At 66.6% G+C, this 22984-nt stretch carries 19 protein-coding genes and 1 pseudogene; 14 read left to right on the forward strand and 6 right to left on the reverse strand.

The window, feature by feature from the left end; translation table 11 throughout:
* Positions 1–36: 36 nt before the first annotated feature.
* Positions 37–918: pseudogene (locus P5705_RS26380) on the reverse strand (methyl-accepting chemotaxis protein); the annotation flags it as partial.
* A gap of 418 nt (positions 919–1336) precedes the next feature.
* On the opposite strand from P5705_RS26380, the gene P5705_RS11225 reads away from it, so the two are divergent.
* Positions 1337–2668, forward strand: a complete 1332-nt coding sequence (locus tag P5705_RS11225) for a DEAD/DEAH box helicase (RefSeq protein WP_277460923.1) — start codon at positions 1337–1339, stop codon at positions 2666–2668.
* Positions 2669–2816: 148 nt separating this feature from the next.
* Here the strand turns inward: P5705_RS11225 and P5705_RS11230 are convergent, their stop codons facing one another.
* Together P5705_RS11230 and P5705_RS11235 are read right to left on the reverse strand one after the other, a co-directional pair.
* On the reverse strand, positions 2817–4058 hold the full coding sequence (locus P5705_RS11230; protein ID WP_277460925.1) for a TIGR03862 family flavoprotein: 1242 nt from the start codon (positions 4056–4058) through the stop codon (positions 2817–2819).
* 149 nt (positions 4059–4207) lie between these two features.
* Positions 4208–5122, reverse strand: coding sequence for a histone deacetylase family protein (locus tag P5705_RS11235; protein ID WP_277460926.1), 915 nt, complete (start codon positions 5120–5122; stop codon positions 4208–4210).
* 93 nt (positions 5123–5215) lie between these two features.
* On the opposite strand from P5705_RS11235, the gene P5705_RS11240 reads away from it, so the two are divergent.
* Complete coding sequence (locus P5705_RS11240; RefSeq protein ID WP_277460927.1) at positions 5216–5653, forward strand: EamA family transporter; 438 nt, start codon at positions 5216–5218, stop codon at positions 5651–5653.
* Position 5654: 1 nt separating this feature from the next.
* Here the strand turns inward: P5705_RS11240 and P5705_RS11245 are convergent, their stop codons facing one another.
* Entirely contained in the window at positions 5655–6341 is a 687-nt protein-coding gene (locus tag P5705_RS11245) for a histidine phosphatase family protein (protein WP_277460928.1), read from the reverse strand.
* Between the two features lie 183 nt (positions 6342–6524).
* Between P5705_RS11245 and P5705_RS11250 the strand changes: the two genes are divergently transcribed.
* From P5705_RS11250 to P5705_RS11265, 4 genes are all read left to right on the forward strand, one after another.
* Positions 6525–7094 carry a GNAT family N-acetyltransferase gene (locus P5705_RS11250; protein ID WP_277460929.1) on the forward strand — a complete coding sequence of 190 codons (570 nt, stop codon included), beginning with the start codon at positions 6525–6527 and terminating at the stop codon, positions 7092–7094.
* Between the two features lie 87 nt (positions 7095–7181).
* Entirely contained in the window at positions 7182–8051 is an 870-nt protein-coding gene (tesB, locus tag P5705_RS11255) for an acyl-CoA thioesterase II (RefSeq protein WP_277460930.1), read from the forward strand.
* Positions 8048–8665 (forward strand): HAD family hydrolase, encoded by a 618-nt coding sequence (locus P5705_RS11260; RefSeq protein ID WP_277460931.1) that lies wholly within the window; start codon positions 8048–8050, stop codon positions 8663–8665. The genes tesB and P5705_RS11260 overlap by 4 nt, the downstream gene beginning before the upstream one ends.
* A 142-nt stretch (positions 8666–8807) precedes the next feature.
* On the forward strand, positions 8808–9818 hold the full coding sequence (locus tag P5705_RS11265) for a zinc-dependent alcohol dehydrogenase family protein (RefSeq protein WP_277460932.1): 1011 nt from the start codon (positions 8808–8810) through the stop codon (positions 9816–9818).
* 179 nt (positions 9819–9997) lie between these two features.
* Here P5705_RS11265 and P5705_RS11270 read toward each other — a convergent pair whose 3' ends face one another.
* Positions 9998–10891, reverse strand: coding sequence for a GNAT family N-acetyltransferase (locus P5705_RS11270; RefSeq protein WP_277460933.1), 894 nt, complete (start codon positions 10889–10891; stop codon positions 9998–10000).
* Positions 10892–11009: 118 nt separating this feature from the next.
* The gene (locus tag P5705_RS11275) at positions 11010–12107 is read right to left on the reverse strand and encodes a peptidase C39 family protein (RefSeq protein ID WP_277460934.1); all 1098 of its coding nucleotides are present in this window, start codon (positions 12105–12107) and stop codon (positions 11010–11012) included.
* 92 nt (positions 12108–12199) lie between these two features.
* Here P5705_RS11275 and P5705_RS11280 point away from each other — a divergent pair, with 92 nt between their 5' ends.
* From P5705_RS11280 to P5705_RS11315, 8 genes are all read left to right on the forward strand, one after another.
* Positions 12200–13786 carry a RimK family protein gene (locus P5705_RS11280; protein WP_277460935.1) on the forward strand — a complete coding sequence of 529 codons (1587 nt, stop codon included), beginning with the start codon at positions 12200–12202 and terminating at the stop codon, positions 13784–13786.
* A 12-nt stretch (positions 13787–13798) separates the two neighbouring features.
* Positions 13799–14842, forward strand: coding sequence for a magnesium transporter CorA family protein (locus tag P5705_RS11285; protein ID WP_277460936.1), 1044 nt, complete (start codon positions 13799–13801; stop codon positions 14840–14842).
* Between the two features lie 352 nt (positions 14843–15194).
* On the forward strand, positions 15195–16589 hold the full coding sequence (gene gabP / locus P5705_RS11290; RefSeq protein ID WP_277460937.1) for a GABA permease: 1395 nt from the start codon (positions 15195–15197) through the stop codon (positions 16587–16589).
* Positions 16590–16826: 237 nt separating this feature from the next.
* On the forward strand, positions 16827–17609 hold the full coding sequence (locus P5705_RS11295) for an efflux RND transporter periplasmic adaptor subunit (RefSeq protein WP_277460938.1): 783 nt from the start codon (positions 16827–16829) through the stop codon (positions 17607–17609).
* Positions 17606–18922, forward strand: a complete 1317-nt coding sequence (locus tag P5705_RS11300; protein WP_277460939.1) for an efflux RND transporter periplasmic adaptor subunit — start codon at positions 17606–17608, stop codon at positions 18920–18922. The genes P5705_RS11295 and P5705_RS11300 overlap by 4 nt, the downstream gene beginning before the upstream one ends.
* On the forward strand, positions 18919–21015 hold the full coding sequence (locus P5705_RS11305; protein WP_277460940.1) for an HlyD family efflux transporter periplasmic adaptor subunit: 2097 nt from the start codon (positions 18919–18921) through the stop codon (positions 21013–21015). Before P5705_RS11300 ends, P5705_RS11305 begins: the two co-directional genes overlap by 4 nt.
* Positions 21016–21194: 179 nt before the next feature.
* On the forward strand, positions 21195–21995 hold the full coding sequence (locus P5705_RS11310) for an aspartyl/asparaginyl beta-hydroxylase domain-containing protein (protein ID WP_277460941.1): 801 nt from the start codon (positions 21195–21197) through the stop codon (positions 21993–21995).
* On the forward strand, positions 21983–22966 hold the full coding sequence (locus tag P5705_RS11315) for a sulfotransferase family protein (protein ID WP_277460942.1): 984 nt from the start codon (positions 21983–21985) through the stop codon (positions 22964–22966). The genes P5705_RS11310 and P5705_RS11315 overlap by 13 nt, the downstream gene beginning before the upstream one ends.
* Positions 22967–22984 lie beyond the last annotated feature (18 nt).

Consider the following 22984-nt stretch of genomic DNA (forward strand, 5'->3'; position numbering starts at 1 on the left):
TGCGATGCCTTCTTGCAGGGCGCCCAGCTCATCGCGGCGGGTGACACGCAGGTTCTGGGTGAGGTCGCCGCTGGCGATCTTGTTCACCACGTCCATGGTCTCGCGCAGCGGGCGGGTGATCTGGCGGGTGATGATGAAGGCCGCGAGAATGCCGACCAACAGCGCCAGCAGGGTGGCGGTGGTCTGCAGGCTGCGGGCCTGGATGCTTTCGGCGTCGCGGCGTTCGATCTGGATCTTGTACAGCTCGTCGCTGCGCTTGACGATGTCGGCGCCCTGCACGGTCATTTCGGCACGGGCCACGCCGATGGCGGCGGTGGCGTCGCGGAACTGGCGCACGGCGTCGCGGTAGGCGAGCACGGCGCTTTCGAACTGCTGGATGCGCGAAGCTTCGCCTGGCAGCTGGCGCTTGAGGCTGTCGATCTCGGCCAGGGCGCTCTCCAGCTGGCGCACGGCGGCTTGCTCGGTTTCAGTGGTGAGGTCGGCGATGTAGCTGCGCACGTCCAGGCGCACCTGCACCAGTTGCTGCTTGGCCTTGCTGATCAGCAGGTACTGGGCCAGGCGGCTGGCATCACTTTCGGCGTTGGACAGCACGGCGGCGCTGATGGCCTCGATCGCCTCGTTGGCGCGGCCGGCGGCCTGGTTCATCGCATCGCGGGCGGTGAGGGTGGTCTTGTAGCCCTGGCGCATCTTCTCCAGCGAAACCCGGTACTCGCTGATGCTCTGGCCTTGCTCGCGCAGCAGCTTGACGTTTTCCGGGCTCTTGAAGGAGTTGACCAGGTGTTGCTGCTGGCTGCCGAAGGCGTCGAGCTTGGCCTGGACGTTGGCCGCCGAAGCGTCGTCGCCGTTGGTCAGCATCCATTGCAGGCGCGCCACGCGCAGGTTGGTCAGGTCATTGTTGAGCTGGCTGATGTCGCTCATCCAGTTGCTGCGGTCGATAAGGCTGCCCAGGCTGTTCCAGCCGGTCAGGGCCAGCAGGCCGGTCAGTACGAGGACCAGGCCGAAGCCCAGGCCGAGTTTGAGGTTGACGCTGATGTTGGCGAACCAGCTGTTCATGCACGCTCTCCCAGAAAATGATGTCGCTCACTTGATCTCAATCGCTGGGCGTTGTTCTTGTGGGGAGCCCTGCTGATTCGTGCAGGGGTTATCGGCAAGGCGGGGCGAAGCTGAAACGCTTTTTCAGGCTATTTGTAACTGGTTGAAAACGTTTGCTTTTTGGACATCGCAAGGGGCTGTTGCGCAGCCCATTCGCAGATAAACCCGCGTATACAGGGCCTTTGGATGGCCGTGGCGCTGGGGTAAACTTGCCGCCTTCGCTGAACCCCCTGACGGTATTGCCATGAATTTCGCCAAACTCGGCCTGATCGAACCGCTGCTGCGCACCCTGCAGGCACTGGACTACACCACCCCGACCCCGGTCCAGGCCCAGGCCATTCCCGCCGTGCTCGCCGGCCGCGACCTGATGGCCGCGGCCCAGACCGGCACCGGCAAGACCGCGGGCTTCGCCCTGCCGGTGCTGCAGCGCCTGGCCCTGGAGGGCGAGAAGGTCGCCGCCAACTCGGTGCGCGCGCTGGTGCTGGTGCCGACCCGCGAGCTGGCCGAGCAGGTTCACGCCAATGTGCGCGAGTACGCCGAGAACCTGCCGCTGTCGACCTACGCGGTGTATGGCGGGGTCAGCATCAACCCGCAGATGATGCGCCTGCGCCGTGGCGTCGACCTGCTGGTGGCCACCCCGGGCCGCCTGCTCGACCTGTTCCGCCAGAACGCGATCAAGTTCGGCCAGGTGCAGACCCTGGTGCTCGACGAAGCCGACCGCATGCTCGACCTGGGCTTCGCCGAGGAGCTGCAGGCGGTGTACGCGGCGCTGCCGCGCAAGCGCCAGACGCTGCTGTTCTCCGCCACCTTCTCCGACCAGATCCGCCTGCTCGCGGGCCTGGCGCTGAACGATCCGCTGAGCATCGAAGTCAGCCCGCGCAACGCCGCCGCCAGCACGGTCAAGCAGTGGCTGGTGCCGGTGGACAAGAAGCGCAAGGCCGACCTGTTCTGCCACCTGCTGCGCAAGCAGCGCTGGAAGCAGGTGCTGGTGTTCGCCAAGACCCGCAATGGCGTGGACCAACTGGTCGAGCGGTTGCTCGCCGAAGGCGTCAACGCCGACGGCATCCATGGTGATCGCCCGCAGGCGACCCGCCAGCGGGCGCTGGACAGCTTCAAGGCCCGCGAGGTCCAGGTGCTGGTGGCCACCGACGTCGCCGCCCGTGGCCTGGACATCGACGACCTGCCGCTGGTGGTCAACCTCGACCTGCCGATCGTCGCCGAGGACTATGTGCACCGCATCGGCCGTACCGGGCGCGCGGGCAACAAGGGCGAGGCGATCTCGCTGGTGTGCGCTGACGAAGTGCAACTGCTGGCGTCGATCGAGACGCTGATCCGCCAGGTGCTGCCGCGCCATGAAGAGCCGGACTTCATTCCCGAGCACCGGGTGCCGGTGACCGATGCCAGCGGGCAGGTGCTGAAGAAACCGAAGAAACCCAAGAAACCCAAGGAGAACAGCGCCAAGCGTGGCCTGGGGCGCTGGATGGACAGCACCGAGTCGGGCGCATCGGCGCCGTCGGTCAAGGCGGTGCGCAAGGTGCCGAGCTTCGGCGGCAAGCCGCGCAAGCCCAAGCCGTGAGGTAGGTGAAGCCCTGCGAGATCCCTGTAGGAGCGGCCTTGTGCCGCGAAAGGGCCGCGTAGCGGCCCCAGATATCAGCGTTAAGCAAAGATCGCCGGGGCCGCTTGCGGCCCTTTCGCGGCACAAGGCCGCTCCTACAATGAGCGATTCAGGTGCGCGACAAGAGCCAGTTTGCTGCTGCCTGGCCAGCCCTGAGTCCACTGGCAAAGCACGCCGTCAACAGGTACCCCCCTGTAGGCGCCTCCCAGTCCAGCATTTCCCCCGCGCAGAACACGCTCGGCAGCTTCGCCACCATCAAGCCCTCATCCAACCCTTCGAAACGCACCCCGCCAGCACTGCTGATCGCCTCGTCCAGCGGCCGCGTGCGCACCAGGGTGATCGGCAGTGCCTTGATCGCCGCCGCCAACCGCTCGGGGTCGGCAAAGGTCGCCTGGTCCGTGAGTTCACGCAGCAACGCCGCCTTCACCCCGTCGATCCCCAGTTGACCCTGCAGGTGCTTGGCCATCGACCGCGAGCCACGCGGCTTGGCCAGGGCCTGGGCGATCTTGTCCACAGGGCGCTCCGGCAGCAGGTCGAGCAGCAGCGTGCCATGCCCGTCACGGTTGATCGCTTCACGCACGGCAGCCGACCAGGCATACACCAGGCTGCCTTCCACCCCTTGCGCGGTGAGGATGAATTCGCCCTTGCGCGGTGCCATGCCGGGCACGCTCAGGGCAATGTTCTTCAGCGGCGCGCCGGCGAACTTGTCCTTGAGCAACGCACTCCAGCCTTTGACCTCGAAGCCGCAGTTGCTTGCCTGCAAGGGTGAGATATCCACACCCCGTTCGCCCAGCAGGTTTGTCCACGCGCCGTCCGAACCCAGCCGCGCCCAACTGCCGCCCCCCAAGGCGAGGACAACGGCATCGGCGTGCACTGCCAGCTCGCCCTGTGGATAAGCGATCCGCAGGCTGCCATCGGCGTTCCAGCCCAGCCAGCGGTGGCGGGTGTGGATAACCACCCCGGCATCGCGCAGGCGCTTGAGCCAGGCGCGCAGCAGGGGCGCGGCTTTCATGTCGCGGGGGAACACCCGGCCCGAGCTGCCGACGAAGGTTTCGATACCCAGGCCATGAATCCACTGACGCAGGGTATCGGCGTCGAAGTCGCGCAGCAGGGCGTCGATCGCGTCGCGGCGTTCGGCATAGCGGCCGACGAACGCCGGGTAGGGCTCGGAATGAGTGATGTTCATGCCGCCCACGCCCGCCAGCAGGAACTTGCGGCCCACCGACGGCATGGCGTCGAACACCTGCACCGCCACACCGCGGCTGGCCAGCGCCTCGGCGGCCATCAGGCCGGCGGGGCCGCCACCGATCACGGCGACTGAGGGTTGGGAGGTGGGGCGGGGATCGTTCATGGCGGGCGACAGGCTGTGGAAAAGAGCGCGCATTCTACCCCAGCAGGCCTGGATGAAACACTGCTCAAAAAACGATCAACTTCTTGCAGGTCAGGTGGTTAAAGGGCTGGACGGGCTTTCCCGCAGGTTATCCACAGGCGGTTCCACAGTCATTGTGAACAACCGATGACCCGCGCCGCACTGTGATGAAGGATGCCGTGACGCCGGGCCAGGGCCGCGCGGTCCTTGCTGTAGCCGCCACCGATCACCCCGACCACCGGGATATCGCGGCCCAGGCACTGGCGCAGCACCCGTTCGTCGCGGGCGGCCAGGCCTTCGTCGGTCAGGTGCAGGTAGCCCAGGGCATCGTCCTTGTGCACATCGACGCCGGCGTCGTACAGCACCAGGTCCGGCTGGTACAGCGGCAGCAGGTAGTTCAGCGCATCGTCCACCACCTTGAGGTAGGCGTCGTCGTGCATGCCCCGTGGCAGGGGAATGTCCCAGTCGCTCTGGGCCTTGCGCGCCGGGAAATTCTGCTCGCAGTGCAGCGATACGGTGATTGCCTCGGGGGTGTCCTGGAGGATTCGCGCGGTGCCGTCGCCCTGGTGCACGTCGCAGTCGAAGATCAGCACCCGGTGCACGCGGCCGGCCGCCAGCAGGTAATGGCTGATCACCGCCAGGTCGTTGAAGATGCAGAAGCCGGCCGGGTGGTCGTAGTGGGCGTGGTGGGTGCCGCCGGCCAGGTGGCAGGCGATGCCGTGCCGCAGCGCCATCTCGGCGGCGAGCAGCGAGCCGCCGACCGCGCGCACGGTGCGTCGGGCCAGGGCCTCGCTCCAGGGCAGGCCCAGGCGGCGCTGGTCCTCCCGCGACAGCTCGCCGTTCATGTAGCGCTCGATGTAGTCGCGGTCGTGGGCCAGGGCGAGGATGTCGTTGGGGCAGATCTCCGGGCGCAGCAGGGCCTGGTCGGTGGTCAGCCCGCTGTCGACCAGGTGGTCGCGCAGCAGGCGGAACTTGTCCATCGGGAAGCGGTGGTCCGCGGGGAACTCGGGGCTGTAGTCGTCGTGGTAGATCAGTGGCAGCGGCATGGAGGTGTCGTGGTCGGGGCCAGTGCTGATCTTGCCAGCAGTGCCGGGCGGGGCGCTATCCTGTTGCGCATCGCAATCGACATGGGGAAGGGCATGGGTAACGGTCTGCTGTCATCCTGGACATTCTGGGCCCTCCTGTCGGCGCTGTTCGCGGCGCTGACGGCGATCTTCGCCAAGGTCGGGGTGGCCGGCATCAACTCCGACTTCGCCACCCTGCTGCGCACGGTGGTGGTGCTGGTGAGCCTGGCGCTGATCCTCTACGCCACCGGGCAGTACCAGGCGCTGGGCTCGATTTCGCCGCGCAGCTACTTGTTCCTGGTGCTCTCGGGCCTGGCCACCGGGGCGTCGTGGATCTGCTACTTCCGCGCCTTGCAGCTGGGCCAGGCCGCGCAGGTGGCGCCTGTGGACAAGTTGAGCGTGGTCCTGGTGGCGGTGCTGGGGGTGACCTTGCTGGGTGAGCGGCTCGACCTGCGCCAGTGGGCCGGCATCAGCCTGATCACGATCGGTGTGGTGATGCTGGCCTGGCGTTAGTTCAACGGCCGCTGCTGGCCAGCACCCGCTGCCAGTCGGGCTCGTTCATGCGCCCGAGGATCCGCGCCTTGCCCTCGGCATTGACCGAGACGAACAGGGCGCTGGCATAGCCGCTCTCGCGTTCGCCACCGGGTACGTTGTGCTGGCGCTGGAAGTGGTCGATGCAGCCGTTGTGGGTGACCAGCACCAGATTGTGCCCCACACGCTTGCGGGCCAAGGCCTCGCTGGCGAACTGACGGTCGCAGCTTTCCAGCCAGTCGGCGCTGTCCACCGCCTGGCCAAGGATGAAGTGCGCGGTCTGGCGCGTGCGCAGCTTGGGACTGGTGAGCAGGTCGGCGTTGGCCAGCCCGAGTTGCTCCAGGCCCAGGCCGACGCGCCGCGCCGCCTGGCTGCCTTTCACGGTAATACCGGTGGGGTCGTCCAGGCACGGGCCGGGGGCGCTGTCGCAGCGTTCGGCGTGGCGGATCATCACGATCACCGCGCCGTCCTTCCAGTCCTGCAGCAGGCCGCTGTCGCTCAGTTGCTGTTCGTTGCCAAGGTCCACGATGTGCGTCCTCGTCGCCAGCCAGGTGGTCACCCCGGCCAGGGCCATGATCAGGCCAAGGGCGGCGCCCAGCACCTTGCGCGATCGGCGGCGTGCTGGGCGGGGCGGGTTGGCCGGGTTGTCCAGGGTATTGCTGGAAAGCATGCGTCGCTCCATTGGCAGTGCGGCGTCGATTGTGGCCGCTGTGATTGCCGGCATTCTGCGAAGCGGGCCGTTGGAGAGCAGTGAAGCGGATGTGAAAAAAACATCCGCTGGCCGGCGCCTGGGTGAAGATGCGCCGACGGCCTACGCTATACACTGGCAAGCCGCGATTTCGGAGCCGCCCTGATGACCCCCATCCCTGAACTGGAAAGTGCCCGGCTGGTGCTGCGCCAATGGCAGGACGACGATCTGCGCGAGTTCGCCGCCCTGTGCGCCGACCCCCAGGTGATGCGCTATTTCCCCGCGCCGATGACGCGCGTGGAGGCGGCCGCGCTGATCGGCAGGATCCGCGGCCACTTCAACGAGTACGGTTTCGGCCTGTGGGCGCTGGAGCGCAAGGACAGCGGTGCATTCATCGGCATGACCGGGCTGCTCAATGTCAATTTCGACGCGCCGTTCGGCCCGGCGGTGGAGATTGGCTGGCGCCTGGCGCGGCGCCATTGGGGGCTGGGCTTCGCCAGCGAGGCGGCGTGGACCTGCCTGCGCTGCGCATTCGCCCAATTGCACCTGGACGAAGTGGTGTCGTTCACCACCGAAGGCAACCTGCCGTCGCAGAAGGTCATGCAGGCCATCGGCATGCGCCACGACCCGGCCGGTGCTTTCGAGCACCCGCGCCTGCCCGTTGGCCACCCCCTGCGCCCCCACGTGCTGTACCGCATCGACCGCGCGCAGTGGCAGCAGAACCTGCGCGGCTGAATACGCGAGCATCGACGGGGTGAATGACAAACGCTGTATCATCTGCCGTTATAACAGCGCCGTAATGCCTTGCCAGGAGAACCTTCCATGAGCCACGTACTGGACGACCTTGTCGACCTGCTGAGCCTCGAATCGATCGAGGAAAACCTGTTCCGCGGACGCAGCCAGGACCTGGGCTTCCGTCAACTGTACGGTGGCCAGGTGCTTGGGCAGTCGCTGTCGGCGGCCAGCCAGACGGTCGAGGACGCCCGCCATGTGCATTCGCTGCACGGCTACTTCCTGCGCCCGGGCGATGCCAGCATGCCGGTGGTGTACTCGGTGGACCGTGTGCGCGATGGCGGCAGCTTCAGCACCCGGCGGGTAACGGCGATCCAGAAAGGCCAGCCGATCTTCACCTGCAGTGCGTCGTTCCAGTACGACGAAGAGGGGTTTGAGCACCAGGCACAAATGCCCGATGTGGTCGGCCCCGAGAACCTGCCGTGCGAAGTGGAACTGGCCCGCGCCATGGCCGACCAGTTGCCCGAGCGTATCCGCGACAAGGTACTGTGCGCCAAGCCCATCGAGATCCGCCCGGTCACCGAGCGCGACCCGTTCAACCCCAAGCCGGGCGACCCGGTCAAGTACGCCTGGTTCCGCGCCGACGGCACGCTGCCGGACATCCCCGCGCTGCACAAGTACCTGCTGGCCTACGCCTCGGACTTCGGCCTGCTGACCACCGCGCTGCTGCCCCACGGCAAGTCGGTGTGGCAGAAGGACATGCAGATCGCCAGCCTCGACCACTCGCTGTGGTTCCACCGCGACCTGCGCGCCGACGACTGGCTGCTGTACGCCACCGACAGCCCCTGGGCCGGCAATGCCCGTGGTTTCACCCGCGGCTGCATCTTCAACCGCGCCGGGCAACTGGTGGCGTCCTCGACCCAGGAAGGCTTGATCCGCCATCGCAAGGACTGGGCATGAGCCTGGGGCAGATCCGCCACTGGGTGTTCGACATGGACGGCACCCTGACCGTAGCCGTGCATGACTTCGCGGCCATTCGCGAAGCCCTGGACATCCCGGCGTCGCACGACATCCTCACCCACCTGGCGGCGTTGCCGGCGGCGGAAGCTGCGGCCAAGCATGCCTGGCTGCTGGAACACGAACGCGACCTGGCAATCGCCTCGAAGGCGGCGGACGGGGCGGTGGAGCTGGTGCGCGAGTTGCACGCGCGCGGTTGCCGACTGGCGATCCTCACCCGCAATGCCCGCGAGCTGGCCCATGTCACCCTTGAGGCGATCGGCCTGGATGACTGCTTCCCGGTGGAACACATTCTTGGTCGTGACGAGGCGGCGCCCAAGCCGAGCCCGGACGGGTTGCTGCAGATCGCCCAGGCCTGGGCTGTCGAACCTGGCGAGATGGTGATGGTCGGCGACTACCGCTTCGACCTCGATTGTGGCCGGGCGGCGGGCACCCGTACCGTGCTGGTGAACCTGCCGGACAATCCATGGCCGGCGCTGGCCGACTGGCATGCGGCGGACTGCCGGGCGCTGCAAGCGTTGCTCTCTCAACCCATTGACCTGATACGACCTCTGTAGGAGCGGCTTTAGCCGCGATCACCCGCGAAGCGGGTGCCAGACAGCGCGATACCCGCATCGCGGCTGAAGCCGCTCCTACAGGCGAACAGGCCTGTCAGGGCCTAAGCTGCACTGCACCTTTTTCCCGATGGAGACCCCACCCATGAGCACCAAGGCCCTCTACGTCCTGCCCGGTGGCGGCTATGACAAGGTCCAGCTCGGCACCTGCGAAGCCGCCGCGCCCCAGGCCGGCGAAATCACCGTGCGCCTGCACGCCAGCTCCCTCAACTACCACGACTTCGCCGTGGTCAGCGGCATGTGGGGCCCGAGCGAGCGGCGCATTCCCATGGCCGATGGCGCCGGCGAGGTGATCGCGGTCGGCGCCGGTGTCAGTGAATTCAAGGTTGGCGACGCGGTGGTGAGCACCTTCTTCCCCAGTTGGCTCGACGGCCAGGCCCAGGTCGAAGGCTTCGCCAGCGTGCCGGGCGATGGTGTCGACGGCTACGCCCGCGCGCAGGTAACGGCGCGCGCCACATCGTTCACCCACGCGCCCAAGGGCTACAGCCACGCCGAGGCCGCGACCCTGACCACCGCCGGCCTCACCGCCTGGCGCGCGCTGATGAGCGACGATCACCTCAAGCCGGGCGACAGCGTGCTGGTGCAGGGCACGGGGGGCGTGTCGATCTTCGCCTTGCAGTTCGCCAAGCTGGCGGGCGCCACGGTGATCGCCACGTCGTCCAGCGATGCCAAGCTGGAGCGCCTCAAGGCGCTCGGCGCCGATCACCTGATCAACTACAGGAGCACCCCGGCCTGGGGTGAGAAAGTACGTGAGCTGACCGACAACCGCGGCGTCGACCATGTGATCGAAGTCGGCGGCCCGGCGACGCTGGAGCAATCGATGATCGCCGCGCGCATCGGTGGGCATGTGTCGTTGATCGGTATCCTCACCGGGGTGGCGGGGCAGTTGCCGCTGGTGCAGGCGCTGGTGCGGCAGATCCGTCTGCAGGGTGTGCTGGTGGGCAGCCGCGCGCAGCAGCAGGCGATGGTCCGGGCCATCGACGCCAATGGCCTACGCCCGGTGGTGGACAAGCATTTCGAGTTGGAGCAGATGGTCGAGGCGTTCAAGTACCAGGAAAGCAACAAGCATTTCGGCAAGATCTGCCTGACCTGGTGAACAGTAACAGCCCCTGTGGGCTTTTCGGATCGCCGCGAACCTGGTACCGGCTTTGCTGGTGTTCGCCAGCAAGGCTGGCTCCTACAGGGATCGCGCAAGGCTTGAGGTTGGCGCGGTCGGGGTAGGAGCGGCTTCAGCCGCGATCACCCGCGCAGCGGGTGCCAGGAGCAATGTCGATATCAGGTATGCGAGAGCATTGGAAATCGCATCGGCGTGTTATCGAGCGGCGTCTCTGACGCCCCCCAGACGAACAGCGCATCGTCGTTATCCACAACCCGCGTGGCGAAACCTTCCACCCGCAAAGGCGTGAAGCCCAATACCACCTCCCGCGTTTCTGATCGAACCAGTTCAGGCAGTACTTCCTGGAACTCGATCACCCGCGCACAGAACACATCCACCAGCACCATCCGCTCGCCTTCCTGCTCCACCACCACATAGGCCTCATGCCGAGGTGAATAGAACAACGCTTCCCGGTACGGCCCGTCGCAATAGAACATCGTCAGCGCCACATTGGGCATCAGGCTCAAGCGCGCCTGTGGGCAACTGCCCGCCACCGCCGCCATGAAGCGCTGCAATTGCCCTCCGTCGTCCAGGTCCACCGGGCTGAAACTGCTGGCGCTCCGTGCCCCGGACCATTCCAGGTAATGCTCCCGTTCGATCACCCGGCGAAAACCGAACTTCGGGTAGAAGTCCAGCACGGTGCCATTGGCGAACAGGAACAACAGGTCGCACGGTGACGCCCAGCGTTGCACCAGGCACTCCATCAGGTGGCGGCTGTAGCCCCGGCCACGGGCCTCGGGCCGGGTCATCGCCGTGCCGATCTGCGCACAGTGCAGGTACTGCCCTTGGTGAATGAAGGCCAGCGGGCTGACCGAGACATTGGCCAGCATCCGCCCTTGGCGAACCAGCGAGCAGGGCTGGTAGTTGTCCTCCCAGAAGCCCGCCACGTACCAGGCTTCGAAATCGAAGCCGTACGTCTGTTCGGTCAGGGCGTTCAACTCGCCACGCAGGTGCGAGTCGTCACGGTAGTGTTCGACCTGCTCGAGGTCGGGGTCATCGAGGATGATCGCCATGGTGTCCATTCCAGGCTGTGAAGAGGGGCTATACATTAACGCCGATGGGGAGGAAAAGCTGTAATCAACTGTGCCTCACCAACCGCTTACCGCCCCGGTAACCCGGGGCTTTTTTCGTTTACGCCGCCGTTGCGTACACCTCAACCGCCGCGCGCAGCTTGCGCCCGCCGAACAGGCTCATGCGCTGGAACTCCTGGTGGCTCACCGGCAGGTGCTGGCAATCCAGGGCCTGGCGATGGCGGCCATGGTCGATATCGGGGTCGTGCAGGTAGACGAAATCGTCGTCGCAAGCGGTGACCAGCACCCAGTGCGGCGCCTTGCTGCCGGTCAGCCGGTAGTTGCTGATCAGCACCAGTGCCAGGCCGCCTTCGGCCAGCACCCGAGGCAGGTCGGGCGCCTGCCGGGCGATCTGCACGTCGCTGCCCTGCAACTCGGCGCAGAAATCCTCGTGGACCAGGCGCATGACCTCTTTCTTGCCCGCCTGGCGCACGCCGTCGAGAAACAACGGCCCTTCAGTATTGAGCCGCAGTTGTACGCGAAAACCCCGGCGCCAGGCGGCCAGGGCCAGGCCGTGGGGGCTGCAGCCGCCGTGGCCGGAGGTCATGAACACGGTGGTCGCCTCGCGCCACAGGCGCAGTTCCTCGCGGCGGGTGGGCAGGCGTTGCGGCTGCAGGGCGGCCATGGCCATCAGCAGGCAGGCCGGGCCACAGGTGAAGTCGGTGGTCTGGGCGTAGTAGGGGACTGGCCGCGTCTCGCCCGCCGGGTGCTGGAGGATGCGTTTCTCGTAGCGCAGGGCACTGGCGTGGTCCTCGTAGTAGTCGTCCACCTGGGCGAAGCGCCGGTAGCCATGGCGTTCGTACAGGGCGATGGCCGTGGGGTTGTCGGTGCGCACCTCCAGCCGCAGGTAGGCGCGTTCGTGGTCCAGGGCGCAACGTTCGGCTTGTTCCAGCAGGCGCGCGCCAAGCCCCTGGCCGCGTGCCTGTGCGGCGATGGCGATGGAGTACAGGCGCGCCAGTGACGTACCACGATGGAACAGCAGCAACGCATAGCCCATCAATTGGCCGTCACGTTGGGCCACCAGCAGGCTGGCGTTGGCGTGGGAGAGCATCCAGCGGAAGCTGCGCGGGGTGAGCCGGTCCAGGGCGAAACACTGGTTTTCCAGTGCCAGCAGGGCCGGCAAGTCGTCGACAGTTGCCAGGCGAAATTCGATCTGCATAGGGCCGCCGTAAAAGTTGCGTAATGAAACGGGACATTCGAAAAACTTCGTGCTTAATAGAAACCGTGTCTACCCAACACAGGGCTTCCAACATGTCTTCGTTTCAGGAACCTTTACCGGCTTGGTCCGGGGAACGTTCAAACTCAAGTGCAACTGGCGTTATTTATCCACTGCAGCTGGACAATAAGTCAAGTCAGTTGGTGATCATCGTGGAACGGCGTGATGACTGGGCTTCGTACCTGCCAAGCGAGGATGTCGTGACGGCCCAGGAATACCTGGAACAGTCTCGCGAGACAGACAGCGGCAAGCGCGTACAAGTCATAAACTTATGCCGTAACTATAAATATCTAGGCCACGGTTATTATTGTTCGTTGTTGGCCGAGGCGCGCGGTCACAACGTTATTCCCTCGGTCAGAAGTATCAGTGAGTTGACCCGAAAGTCGTTATACGGATTGGCCCTCGACGAGATGGCGCGCAGCCTGGAAAGTGCCTTGGCCAATCACCCCTACGGTGAAACCGAAGGCTTCACCCTGACCCTGTATTTCGGCCGTACCGACCTGGAACCATTGCAGGACATTGCCCGCCAGCTGTTCGAAAGTTTCCCTTGCCCGATCCTGCTGGTGGAATTCCGCAAGACCAGCACCTGGCATATCGCCGGGGTCAAGGCCGGCGCATTGCACAAACTGCGCGAAGACCAGCAGGACCAGTTCGCCAACGCCCTCGATGGCTTCAGCCGCAGGATCTGGCGCCAGCCGCGTTCGCGCCGGGTGGCGCGCTACGACCTGGCGATCCTCCACGACCCCGACGAAGCGCTGCCGCCGTCCAACCCCAAGGCACTGGAGCGCTTCATCCGCGCCGGGCACCAGCTGGGGGTCGACGTCGAACTGATCGGCAAGAAGGACTACGCCCGCCTGGCCGAATACGACGCCCTGCTGATCCGCGAGACCACCAGCGTCGACAACCACACCTACCGCTTCGCCAAGAAGGCCGAGAGCGAAGGGCTGGTGGTGATGGACGACCCGGCGTCGATCCTGCGCTGCACCAACAAGGTCTACCTGACCGACCTGTTGCGCAGCCATCGCCTGGCCATGCCGGCCAGCGAGATCCTCTACCGCGACAACCCCCAGGCGCTGGAAGGCATCGGTGAACGGCTGGGCTTTCCGCTGGTGCTGAAGATCCCCGACGGTTGTTTCTCCCGGGGCGTGATCAAGGTCAAGGACCACGCCGAACTCCAGGCCGCCACCGCCGAACTGTTCGAGCACTCGGTGCTGCTGCTGGCCCAGGAATACCTCTACACCGAATACGACTGGCGCATCGGCGTGCTCAACCGCAAGCCGATCTTCGCCTGCCAGTACTTCATGTCCAAGGGCCACTGGCAGATCTTCAACCACCAGGCCCAGCGTGACGAGGTCAACGGCGAGTGCCGCACCCTGGCCGTGCACGAGGCGCCGCGGGCGGTGGTGGAACTGGCGGTGAAGGCGGCCAACCTGATCGGCGATGGCCTGTACGGGGTCGACCTCAAGCAGGTCGGCGAGCGGGTGGTGGTGATCGAGGTCAACGACAACCCCAACCTCGACGCCGGCATCGAGGACGCCTACCTGCACGACGACCTCTACACCCTGGTGCTGGAGGAATTCATTCGCCGCCTGGAGCAGAAGCGCCGGGGGCAAGCCTGGTAACGAGGTGCTGGCATGATCGAAAGCTACAGCCTGGCCCACGGCCAGTTGCGCAAGCGCGAAGGGCTCGATTGCGAGGTGCTGTTGTTCGTCGAACCGGACAGCGCCGAGCGCGAACTGCTGCAGGCCTGGTTCCACCTGGACGCCCATGCCCTGGCTTCGGCACTGGACCCGGACGAAGTGTCGCGCCTGGAGCTGCACCGCGATGGCCTGTTCCTGATCTGGAAGCGCCCGGAGAGCTACACCGGTGGCGACAGTTTCGCCTTCCAGGTGTCGTCGTTCGGCATGCTGATGGTCGACGGCCACCTGGTGCTGATCGCCCCGGATGCGTCATTGCTCGACGGCCTCGGGCAACGCCACGCGCTGCACGATCCGATGGATGTGCTGCTGGCCATCCTGCTGGACAACCTGCACCACTACCTGGGGCACCTGAAGGTGATCAAGATGGTCGCCCGCGAACTGCAGCAGCGTTTCGAGCAGTCGCTGGAAAACCACCACCTGATGCAGATGTTCAACCTCAGCGAGAGCCTGATCCACTACATCAATGCCATCCACAGCAATGGCGCGGTGCTCTCGCGCTTGCGCGGCCACGGCGAGAAGCGCCACTTCAACCCCGAGGTGCTGGCGCTGATCGACGACCTGGTGATCGAGAACAACCAGTGCCACAAGCAGGCCGAGATCTACTCGACGGTGTTCGCCGGCTTGATGGACGCCCGCGGCAACCTGGCCAACAACGCGATGAACGAGACCCTGCGCAAGCTCACCCTGATCAACGTGGTGTTCCTGCCGCTGAACCTGATCGCCAGCATCGGTGGCATGTCCGAGTTCAGCATGATGACCGCGGGCGTGCCGTGGTGGCTGGCCTACGCGTTGCTGGTGCTGGCGATGATGCTGCTGGGCGTGCTCATGGTGCTGGCCCTCAAGCGCCTGGCCCGTTCGGGAAGACACCGCAGCCCTGTAGGAGCGGGCTTGCCCCGCGACAGCGCCAGGCCGGGCAACGATGGCGTCCCCCATGATCGCAATCGCGGGACAAGCCCGCTCCTACAGGAGGTACCATGAGCAACCTGCAGATCGGCCTGATGATCGTCTCCGCGATCCTGACGTTCGCGGTGGTGAACTTCTATTGGGATTACCGCCGCGACCGAGATTGACGCTCCCAGGCATGCCGAGGGGCTTGACTGACGCGGATAGGCACGTGGTGTCGTGATCGAACCGTTGTCTGACGTTTTCGAGCATTTTGCTCGTGCCGCGCCCGGCTTAAAGTGAAGCCCGCATCCCCACGGTGCGTTGCCCCGGGCGCGTGAGAAGGCCGTAACAGAGCGTGCGCAACGTACTCCACCGTTGATCGAGGAGCCCTTTCGCCCGCACCTGCCCGTCCCTTCCATGTGTCAGCAAAAAGAGAACAACACCAATGAACACCGTGGGATCCGATGGCAACCTTGCCCAAGGTTTCAAGCCGCGTCACGTCACCATGCTGTCCATCGCCGGCATCATCGGCGCCGGGCTCTTCGTCGGTTCCGGGCACGCCATCGCGGCGGCCGGGCCAGCCACCATAATTTCCTACTTCGTGGCCGGCACCCTGGTGGTGCTGGTCATGCGCATGCTCGGCGAAATGGCCGTGGCGCACCCCGACACCGGCTCGTTCTCCACCTACGCCGAGCAAGCCATCGGCCGCTGGGCCGGCTACACCATCGGCTGGCTGTACTGGTGGTTCTGGGTACTGGTGATCCCCATCGAGGCGCTGGCCGCCGGGCATGTGCTCAACGCCTGGTTCCCCCAGGTGGACAGCTGGATCTTCGCCCTGGCCTCGGTGCTGCTGCTGGCCTGCACCAACCTGTTCAGCGTGGCCAAGTACGGTGAGTTCGAGTTCTGGTTCGCCATCCTCAAGGTCACTGCGATTCTCGGGTTCATCGGCCTGGGCTTCGCCGCGCTGCTGGGCTGGCTGCCCCACCGCGAGGTCAGCGGCCTGAGCACGCTGATGGCCGAGCAGGGCGGCTTCGCCCCCAAAGGCTGGTCGGCGGTGGTGGGGGCGTTCATCACCGTGATGTTCAGCTTCATCGGCACCGAGGCGGTGACCATCGCCGCCTCCGAATCCAGCGACCCGTCGCGCAACATCGCCAAGGCCACCCGCTCGGTGATCTGGCGCATCAGCACCTTCTACATCCTGTCGATCTTCGTGATCATCTCGGTGGTGCCGTGGAACGACCCGCAGCTGGCGGTGGTGGGTTCGTACCAGCGCGCGCTGGAAATCATGAACATCCCCAACGCCGCGCTGATGGTCGATTTCGTGGTGCTGATCGCAGTGACCAGTTGCATGAACTCGTCGATCTACATCGCCTCGCGGATGATGTACTCGCTGGCCAAGCGCGGTGACGCGCCGGCGCTGCTGAACAAGACGTCGAAGGTCGGCGTGCCGCGCGCGGCGGTGTTCGGCAGCACCTTGATCGGCGCGGGCATCGCCATCCTCAACTACTTTGCGCCCAAGGGTGTGTTCGAGTTCCTGCTGGCCAGCTCCGGGGCCATCGCCTTGCTGGTGTACCTGGTGATCGCCATCTCGCAACTGCGCATGCGTGCAAGGCTCGAGCGGGAGAACGCCAACCTGAAGTTCCGCATGTGGCTGTTCCCCTGGCTGACCTGGGCGGTGATCGTGTTCATCAGCTGCGCCCTGGGGGTGATGCTGTTCACCGAGGAGCACCGGGCCGAGGTGACGGCGACGCTGAGCCTGGCGATCGTCATCTCGTTCCTGGGTATCGTCACCACCCGGGGCCAGGCGCGTCGGGCGGTGGGGGCTCGTTCGCTGGGCTAAATTGAAGTCCATTCGCCGGCAAGCCGGCTCCTACAGGCGAAGCGGTCACCTGTAGGAGCCGGCTTTGCCGGCGAAAGGGCCCGTACAGTCAGCACAACAAAATGGCACCCAAAGGAAGGGATGGAGCCCATTCGTACGGCCTCCACCGACCGGCCCGGATCTTCATCCGCGTGATATATCCGTGCCATCATCTTTTGCCTTACACTCCCGCCACTAGCTCGCAAGGGAGTGCGCAACATGCTTCGCGGTTTCCGTCTGGCTTTGACCCTGGGTCTGTTGCACCTGCCGCTGGCGCAGGCTGGCGAAGCGCCCGCCGATCCCTTGCTCGACGCCCCCTCCACAACTACCGTCGGCAACGGGCAGAACCCCCGTGGCGTGCTGCGTGCCCGCGACCAGGCCGTGCTGTCCAGCGAACTGGCCGGGCGCATCGTCGAGATGCCCTATGCCGACGGCCAGGACTTCAAGCAGGGCAGCACCCTGGCGCGCTTCGACTGCAGCGCCTACCAAGCCCAGCTCAACGCCGCCCAGGCCGCCGTGCGCGCCGCCAGTGAAGAGCTCAGGCACAACCGCCAGCTGGCCGCGCTGAAGTCGGTCGGCCAGTTCGAAGTGTCGCTGGCCGAGGCCAAGCAGGCCCAGGCCCAGGCCGAAGCCCAGGTGTACCAGGTGCAGATCAAGCGCTGCGTGGTCAGCGCGCCGTTCGACGGGCGGGTGGTGCAGCGCCGGGCCCAGCCCCATGAAAGCGTGCCCAGCGGCTCGCCGTTGATCGAGGTGGTGGACAACCGCTCGCTGGAAATCCACCTGCTGGTGCCCTCGCGCTGGTTGGGGCGGCTCAAGCCCGGGCAGCCGTTCGAGTTCGTCCCCGATGAAACCGGCAAGCCCCTGCAGGCCCAGGTCAAGCGCGTGGGCGCGCGGATCGACGAGGGCAGCCAGACCCTGCAACTGATCGGCGAGCTGCCCCGCGACAGCCAGGGGCTGCTGGCCGGCATGAGCGGCACCGCCCACTTCCCGGAACAGCCATGACCGTCGCGGCGGGCGTGGCCGAGCACGCCTTCGCGCTGTTCCTCGGTTTGCAGCGCCAGGCCCGGCAGGCCGCGAGCAGCGAGCAGCTGGCCTACGGCATGGTCAACGATGGCCAGGCGCTGTTCGGTTTTCGCCATGCCGCCCTGCTGATCGCCGGCAAGGTCCAGGCGCTGACGGGCATCAGCGTGGTGGAACCCCATGCGCCGTTCGTGGCGTTTGTCGAGCGCGCCGCCCACACCTTGCAGGCTGCTGGCGTGGCGGGCCAACCCGCCGCCGTCGACCCCACTCGTCTGGATGCCCAGGCCGTGGCCGACTGGCAGTCGCTGTCGGCCGCCCATGCCTATTGGCTCCCACTGCTTGATCGCCAGGGTGAGATGTTCGGTGGCCTCTGGCTGGCCCGTGATCAAGCGTTCAACCCTGCCGAGCAAGCCCTGCTGAATCAACTGGGGGATACCTACGCCCATGCCTGGCTGGCCTTGCGTCCGGCCCGGCCCTGGCGCCTGCGCTGGCCAAGGCGGCGCCTGCTGGCGGTGGCGGGGGCGTTGCTGCTGGTGCTGCTGGTGCCGGTGCGCCAATCGGTGCTGGCGCCGGCCGAAGTGGTGCCGCGGGCGGGGCGTGTGGTCGCCGCGCCGCTGGACGGAGTGATCGCCGAGTTCCTGGTCAAACCCAACCAGACCGTCGCCCTGGGTGATGTGCTGGTGCGCTTCGATGCCACCACCCTAAGGGCCCAGGCCGATGTCGCCGAGCGCGCCCTGGGGGTGGCCGAGGCCGAGCTCAAGGCCAGTACCCAACGTGCGTTCAGTGATGCTGAGTCCAACGCCCGGCTCGATCTGCTGGCCGCTCGCGTGGAGCAGAAGCGTGCCGAACTCGATTACGCCCGCCAGCTTCTGGGGCGTAGCGAGATCCGCGCCGAACGTGCCGGGATTGCCGTGTTCGCCGATGCCGAGCGCTGGATGGGCAAGCCGGTGCAGACCGGCGAGCGCCTGATGCAATTGGCCGACCCGCAGATGGCCGAGTTGCGCATGGAGCTGCCGGTGGGCGACGCCATCGCCTTGCAGCCTGGCGCCGAAGTGGCGCTGTTCCTCGACAGCGACCCGCTGCAGCGCCACGCCGCGCGCCTGGAACGCGCCGCCTACGAAGCCCAGGCCACCGCCGCCGGGCAGTTGGCCTACCGCCTCGATGCAGGCTTCGATGACACGCCGCCACGCATCGGCCTGCGCGGCACCGCCAAGCTGTACGGCGAGCGCGCGCCGCTGGTCTATTACCTGCTGCGCCGGCCATTGGCGGCGTTGCGCCAGGGGCTTGGGCTGTGAGCCTGCCGCCGCTGCGGGCCGACCTGCAGCTGTCGGCGGCGGCGCCCGGCCATGACGGCGCGCCACAATGGACCCTGGCCGACCCGCTGCGGGGGCGTTATTTCAAGCTGGGCGCCGCCGCCGTGCGGCTGTTGCAGCACTGGCGCTTGGGCGACCCGCAACGGGTGCTGGCCGCCGCCAACGCCGAGCCCGGCCAGGCCGTCGATGGGCAGGCCCTGGAAGAGCTGCTGCTGTTCCTCGGCCAGCATGACCTGATCAGCGCCGAGGACGCCCGCCAGCGCGACAGCTACGCGACCAAGGCCGCCGCCACCCGGCAGAGCCTGTGGACGCGCGTGTTGCACCAGTACCTGTTCTTTCGCATTCCCCTGTGGCGCCCGGATGCTTTTCTCAACCGCGCCTGGCCGCTGTTGGAACGCCATGGCGGTTGGCTGCTGCGCATCGCCCTGCCACTGGTGCTGGCGTTGGGCGTGTTCCTGGTGATCCGCGACTGGTCGCGCTTCATCGCCACCTTCCCGCACCTGTTCAGCCTGGGGGGCATCCTTGCCTTCGGCGTGGCGCTGGGGTTCGCCAAGCTGTGCCACGAGTTCGGCCATGCCTTCATGGCCAAGCGTGCCGGCTGCCGGGTGCAGAGCATGGGCCTGGCGTTCATGGTACTGCTGCCGATGTTCTACACCGATGTCAGCGATGCCTGGCGAGTCCGTGACCGGCGTTCGCGGCTGCTGATCGACGCCGGTGGGGTATTCGCCGAGCTGGTGCTGGCGGTGCTGGCGCTGCTGGCCTGGTCGCTGCTGCCCGATGGCCCGGCGCGCACGGCGGCGTTCATGCTGGCCAGTGCCACCTGGGTCACCACGCTGCTGGTCAACCTCAACCCCTTCATGCGCTTCGACGGCTACTTCCTGGTCAGCGACCTGTGGGGCGTCGAGAACCTGCAGCAGCGCGCCTTCGCCTTGTGCCGCTGGCGCCTGCGCGAAGCGCTGTTCGGTTATGGCGAACCGGCCCCGGAAGCCTGGCCGGCCGTCATGCGCCGCCGCCTGCTGGTATGGGGCTATGGCGCCTGGTTATGGCGCGCGGTGCTGTTCTTCGGTATCGCCCTGGCGGTGTATCACCTGTTCTTCAAGGTGCTGGGCATCTTCCTGATGGTGGTGGAACTGGTGTGGTTCATCGGCTTGCCAGTGTGGAAGGAGTTGCAGCAGTGGTGGCTGCGCCGTGGCCAGGCGGCGCCGGGCAAGACCTTGCGCGTCGCAGCCGGGCTGGCGCTGCTGCTGGCCGTGCTGTTGGTGCCCTGGCGTGGTGCGGTGGACGTGCCGGCGATGCTCGAGGCGTCCCGTGTCAGTGCCTTGCACGCGCCGGTGGCGGCACGGGTGAAAAGCCTGCTGGTGGGCGAGGGGCAGCGGGTTGGCCAGGGGACTCTGCTGCTGGAGCTGGAGTCGCCCGACCTGACGTCGCGTCAATCCATCGTGCGTCGCGAGATCGACATCCTGCAGTTGCTATTGCGCCGCCAGGCCGGGCGCAGCGAGACCGCGGGCGATGCCGGCGTGCTCGAACAGCAGTTGGCCGAAGCCGTGGCCGAATACCGTGGCTTGGCGGCCCAGCGTGAACGCCTGCAACTGCGCGCGCCGCGCAACGGGGTATTGCGTGACCTGCCGCCCGACCTGGTGCCCGGCCAGTGGGTCAGCCCGGCCCAGACCCTGGGTCGGATCGTCGAGCCGGGCGTGCGCCTGCGGGGTTACCTGGCCGAGGCCGACTTGTGGCGGGTGGCGGCCGGCAGCGAAGGGCGCTTTATTGCCGATGACCCGGCGCGGCCGGCCGTGCCGGTACGGGTGGAGCAGGTGGACGCCACCGGGGTGGCGGTGCTGGAGCTGGAAGCGTTGGCCTCCGACCGCCATGGGCCGGTGGCCGTGCGGCGTGATGGCCAGCAGCGCGCGGAGCCGGTGCAGGCCCAGTACGGTGTGCGCTTGAGCCCGTTGGCCGAGGTGCCTGATGTGGGCCAGCCGGTGCGCGGGGTGGTGGTGCTCGAGGGGGCCCGGGAGTCGCTGCTGGGGGCCGCCTGGCGGCGGTTGGCGGCGCTGGGGGTGCGGGAAAGTGGTTTTTAGGGGGTGGGACCGAGCGCCGCTTGTGCGGCGCATCGCGGATGAATCCGCTCCTACAGGCAGGTGTGGCACGTTGCAACCGATTGTAGGAGCGGATTCATCCGCGATGCACCTGGCCGCCAACACACGATCGAAACCTTGAAGGGCTGTTTTCCAGGACGAACCGACCACAAGGAACATCCATGACCGATACCCCCTTGCCGCTCTGCTCCCGCCTCCCCCTGGCAATAGACCTGCCAGCGCTGTTACCCGCCCTGGCCCAGGTTCCCGCCGAAGCCTGGCAGACGCATTTCAACCACAGCTACCACGAAGGCGACTGGAGCGGGGTGGCACTGGTCACCGCCGAGGATGCGCCGCTACCGCTGGCCCCAGGCCTGGGCGCGCCCAAAAAACTGGCCTGGTGGCAGGGCGAAACAGCCTGGCAAACAGTGCTGGCGCCATTCCAGGCCTCACTGCGCGCCGCCCGCCTGCTGCGCCTGGGAGAAGGCGCCAGGATCCACGAACACCGCGACCCCGACCTGGGCCGCCCTGGCGGCTGCCTGCGCCTGCATATCCCGCTGCGCAGCCCGCTCGGCGTCGAATTCCTGGTGGATGGCCTGCAGGTGCCGATGTGCCCGGGCGAATGCTGGTTCATCGACCTGTCACGACCTCATCGCGTCAATAACCCCGGCCCCGGCGAACGTATCCACCTGGTGCTCGACTGCGCGGCCGACCCTTGGCTGCTGGCATTGATCGAGGAAGGCCTGGCGCGCACGCCAACCTTGCAGCCGGGCAGGGCGGGGCAGGCATTCGAACGGTTTCGTCAGCAGGTGGCCGAGTCGCCGGCAGTGGCCGCACGCCTTCAGGCACTGGAGGACCCTCGGGCTTTCGTCGCCGAAGCCGTGCGATTGGGCGCCGAGCACGGGTTGGCCTTTTCCGACGCAGAGGTCCTGGCCGCCATGCGCCGGGGCAAGCAGGCATGGAGCGATCAATGGCGAGCATGAACACCCCGCAGGACTTCCACGGCTGGTTGCCCATTCGCCTCTGGCAAGGCGACGCCGGCTGGCGGGTGGACTGGTGCTGGTTTGGCGAACGGCGCCTGACCCGGCCATTCTTCCGCGACGATGTCGACCTGGCACTGCGCCTGCCGTTCAACCAGGCCATGCGCCGCGAAACCGATGTCCAGGCGCTGCTTGACTGGCAGGCGGGCAGCCCGGGCCTGAGCCCCACGGCCCTGCTGTTCCACGCTTCGCGCTGTGGTTCGACCCTGGTCGCCCAGTTGCTGGCCAGCCAAGCCCGCAACATCGTGCTGTCCGAGCCCCCGCCGCTGGACAACCTGTTGCGCGCCGCACGCCAGGACCCGGCCGCCGCTACCTGGCAAGCCGAGGCCCTGCGCGCGTTGTGCTCGGCCTATGGCCAGCGCCGCCAGGGTGACGAGCGGCAACTGCTGATCAAACTCGACGCCTGGAACATTTTCGACGCGCCGCTGCTGACGGCGCTGTATCCCCACGTGCCCCGGGTGTTCCTCTACCGCGACCCGCTGGAAATCGTCGTCTCGCAACTGCGCCAGGCGGGCATGCACCGGGTGCCGGGGCTGCTTGGCGCTTCGGGCCTGGACAGCCTGCTGTCTGCCCCCCAAGCCATGGGCACGGTGGAGTACACCTGCCGGATGATTGGCGAAATTCTCACGGCTGGCCTAGCGTTGTGCGAACGCCACGGCGCCATCGCCGTGAACTACAGCGAATTGCCCGACGCCGTCTGGGGGCGCCTCGGGCCACTGTTCGGCATCCAGCCAGGCGATGTGGCGGACCTGCGCGCAGTCGCGGCCTTCGACGCCAAGCAGCCGGCCATGAATTTCAGCGCCGACAGCCAGCGCAAGCGCGAGGAGGCCAGCGACGAAATACGTGCTGCGGTCAGCCGTTGGGCCCAGGCACCCTACAACGCGTTGGAATCCATACGGTTGCGAAACGTCTAGAAAATGGCGTCAAACTAC

It is taken from the genome of Pseudomonas entomophila (assembly GCF_029478665.1).
Lineage (GTDB): Bacteria > Pseudomonadota > Gammaproteobacteria > Pseudomonadales > Pseudomonadaceae > Aquipseudomonas > Aquipseudomonas entomophila_F.

Bases quoted from the DNA above. Each gene is read 5' to 3' on its own strand.
- P5705_RS11245 (WP_277460928.1), bottom strand. From the start codon at position 6,341: ATGCTTTCCAGCAATACCCTGGACAACCCGGCCAACCCGCCCCGCCCA.
- P5705_RS11300 (WP_277460939.1), top strand. From the start codon at position 17,606: ATGACCGTCGCGGCGGGCGTGGCCGAGCACGCCTTCGCGCTGTTCCTC.
- P5705_RS11265 (WP_277460932.1), top strand. From the start codon at position 8,808: ATGAGCACCAAGGCCCTCTACGTCCTGCCCGGTGGCGGCTATGACAAG.
- P5705_RS11235 (WP_277460926.1), bottom strand. From the start codon at position 5,122: ATGCCGCTGCCACTGATCTACCACGACGACTACAGCCCCGAGTTCCCC.
- P5705_RS11225 (WP_277460923.1), top strand. From the start codon at position 1,337: ATGAATTTCGCCAAACTCGGCCTGATCGAACCGCTGCTGCGCACCCTG.
- P5705_RS11240 (WP_277460927.1), top strand. From the start codon at position 5,216: ATGGGTAACGGTCTGCTGTCATCCTGGACATTCTGGGCCCTCCTGTCG.
- tesB (WP_277460930.1), top strand. From the start codon at position 7,182: ATGAGCCACGTACTGGACGACCTTGTCGACCTGCTGAGCCTCGAATCG.
- P5705_RS11285 (WP_277460936.1), top strand. From the start codon at position 13,799: ATGATCGAAAGCTACAGCCTGGCCCACGGCCAGTTGCGCAAGCGCGAA.
- P5705_RS11260 (WP_277460931.1), top strand. From the start codon at position 8,048: ATGAGCCTGGGGCAGATCCGCCACTGGGTGTTCGACATGGACGGCACC.
- P5705_RS11275 (WP_277460934.1), bottom strand. From the start codon at position 12,107: ATGCAGATCGAATTTCGCCTGGCAACTGTCGACGACTTGCCGGCCCTG.
- gabP (WP_277460937.1), top strand. From the start codon at position 15,195: ATGAACACCGTGGGATCCGATGGCAACCTTGCCCAAGGTTTCAAGCCG.
- P5705_RS11280 (WP_277460935.1), top strand. From the start codon at position 12,200: ATGTCTTCGTTTCAGGAACCTTTACCGGCTTGGTCCGGGGAACGTTCA.
- P5705_RS11230 (WP_277460925.1), bottom strand. From the start codon at position 4,058: ATGAACGATCCCCGCCCCACCTCCCAACCCTCAGTCGCCGTGATCGGT.
- P5705_RS11250 (WP_277460929.1), top strand. From the start codon at position 6,525: ATGACCCCCATCCCTGAACTGGAAAGTGCCCGGCTGGTGCTGCGCCAA.
- P5705_RS11310 (WP_277460941.1), top strand. From the start codon at position 21,195: ATGACCGATACCCCCTTGCCGCTCTGCTCCCGCCTCCCCCTGGCAATA.
- P5705_RS11270 (WP_277460933.1), bottom strand. From the start codon at position 10,891: ATGGCGATCATCCTCGATGACCCCGACCTCGAGCAGGTCGAACACTAC.
- P5705_RS11315 (WP_277460942.1), top strand. From the start codon at position 21,983: ATGGCGAGCATGAACACCCCGCAGGACTTCCACGGCTGGTTGCCCATT.
- P5705_RS11295 (WP_277460938.1), top strand. From the start codon at position 16,827: ATGCTTCGCGGTTTCCGTCTGGCTTTGACCCTGGGTCTGTTGCACCTG.